The organism is Cyclobacterium qasimii M12-11B (assembly GCF_000427295.1).
GTDB classification, from domain to species: domain Bacteria; phylum Bacteroidota; class Bacteroidia; order Cytophagales; family Cyclobacteriaceae; genus Cyclobacterium; species Cyclobacterium qasimii.
The window spans coordinates 1-2,589 of the sequence record NZ_ATNM01000041.1; the positions used below are offsets into that span (position 1 = coordinate 1).

The window sequence follows — 2,589 nt, forward strand, 5'->3', positions numbered from 1 at the left end:
TGAATCCTGTTACCAATCGTCCGAGAGACACATCCACTACAACAAGGATTAAGACAATAGAGTCGGTTGACCGTATTGAAATATCTTGTCTCGTCAGAGAGCAGCATCCACTACAACAAGGATTAAGACTCCAGGGTTTGATTTGTTAATAGACTCTTCTGGCCAGTGTCCGAGAGACACATCCACTACAACAAGGATTAAGACAAAATAACGAACTGTTTTAACTACTAGTTTACGAGATGTCCGAGAGACACATCCACTACAACAAGGATTAAGACCTTTCTAACTTTAAAGTGTCAGACACTTTGTTCCATAGTCCGAGATGTACATCCATTACAACAAGGATTAAGACCATTGAATTTGTACCTGAAACCCCTATTGATATAGGGTCCGAGAGGTACATCCATTACAACAAGGAGGACCGAGCGTGAAGAAAAGTGCCAGCGGAGGCACTTTTTAGTGAGGGGCCAGGAGGCGGGTGGGTCTATTATAGCTATAGGTATTATATATCAAAGAAAATCCATTACAATAAGGATTAAGACCTTGATCACAGGATCATCTCCTGCATACAGTATCCTGTCCGAGAGACATCCCGATGCGCTACACTTTCGGGACAGGCTATCCACTACAACAAGGATTAAGACTTACTAAGTTTAATTGTGTATTCTCGTTTCATGGTCCGAGAGCAACATCCATTACAACAAGGATTAAGAAAAGTTAAACTTAGTTGTTTGTGTTAATTTCCAAGATGTTAGAGAGACATCCCGATACGCTGCACTTTTCGGATACAACAAGGAGGACCGAGCGTGAAGAAAAGTGCCAGCGGAGGCACTTTTTAGTGAGGGGCCAGGAGGCGCGTGGGTCTATTATAGCTATAGGTATTATATACCAAAGAAAATCCATTACAATAAGGATTAAGACCTTGATCACAGGATCATCTCCTGCATACAGTATCCTGTCCGAGAGACATCCCGATGCGCTACACTTTCGGGACAGGCTATCCACTACAACAAGGATTAAGACTACATATACTCTTTTTGTAGCCGTTTGTGGTTTCAGTCCGAGAGCAACATCCATTACAACAAGGATTAAGACTACGATAAATTAAAATGAATGAATAATTAAAATGATAGTCAGAGAGATACATCCATTACAACAAGGATTAAGACGCAGTCACTTTATTCCATAGCTCTTTATGCTCTGGGTCAGAGAGACATCCCGATGCGCTGCACTTTCGGGATACAACAAGGAGAACCGAGCGGGAAGAAAAGTGCCAATGAAGGCACTTTTTAGCGAGGGGCAGGAATGCAAGGAGGTGTTGATTAATTATCGTGATCTCTACAAATAACAAGATCCCTATGGTTGGTAGCATCGGGTAGTCTTTTTTTAACATATCATCCTGGCCGGTTCCTGAGCGGAGCCGAAGGATAGGCATTTCGTACTCGTCACCCTATGTCTTCGACTCCGCTCAGCCGCCGGGATGATGACAGCCGCCGGGATTGTTGAATTGCCGCCGAGAATGTGGGATCTGTAGAATCTGGCCTAACTGATTCCCGAGCAGACCCGAAGGACAGTTAGCACGAAAAAAGGCCATCTTAAAACAAAGACAGCCTTTCTATTTACTTATGAAAAATCGTTTACTATACCCTTTCCAACTTTACTGGGTAGGTTTTTTCTGAAGCCCATTGTGGAACGTAAATGTTTTCGTCTCTGTCTACACAGACATCATGCGGATGCATAAATCCCTGGAAACTCATGTCTTTTCGTTGTTCCTGAAGTTCTCCGTTCACATATTCAGGAGCAGTACCTCCTGGAGTGGAGACTACCTGGTCATTTTTGTCCAGGACGGTGATGTAACCTGAATTTGGATAGGCTTGAGTGGTACTTCGGTAGACAGCTGCATAAATATTATCCCCTCTCAATACAGGGCGACATACAAATGAGCCAGGAGTAGGAATAGTTTTGATATATTTACCATCCAAGGTAAATCGCTTGTACTGCATATTGCCCCTGTCCGTGATCAATAAGGTAGGGTTATTCTTGTCTCTGGTATCTACCAGAATACCATGACAGCAGTTAAAGGTTTCATTGGTTTCTCCTTTACCACCAAACTGGCGAATCAATTCCCCTTTGGCACTGTATTGGGTCACATAGTTCAAACCATAGCCATCTACGATATAGATGTCACCATTGGCCGGATTGATAGCTGTTTCTGTAGGAACAAACTTTTTAGGGTAAGCATAATTACCCGTTTCTTTTGGGTAATCTATGACCATAATCTCTCTACCCTTAAGATCCGTTTTGATCACCTGGCTACGGGTATTGTCTGAGATATATAAAAATTCTTCTCCTCCTTCATCATGAATGGTAAGCCCATGCGCTCCAGGATAGGTCGAACCCCAGGTTTCCAATAATTTGCCTGACTTGTCATAAATAATGACATTGTTCTTGGTTTCATTGGTCAAAAGGATCAATCTACCTTTTGCGTCTTCTACCATTTCATGGCAATCATTTACAGGATTTTTAACTGGGTCTAAATTACCCCATCCTTCTATGACCTTGTACCGGTGTGAGCCATGGCCTAGTAAG

General features: G+C 42.7%; 1 protein-coding gene. It reads right to left on the bottom strand.

Going from position 1 to position 2,589, the window contains the following annotated elements; all coding sequences use genetic code 11:
- Positions 1-1,640 precede the first annotated feature (1,640 nt).
- On the bottom strand, positions 1,641-2,589 hold a 949-nt coding region (locus ADICYQ_RS04300), incomplete at its 5' end, for an NHL repeat-containing protein (RefSeq protein ID WP_040414511.1).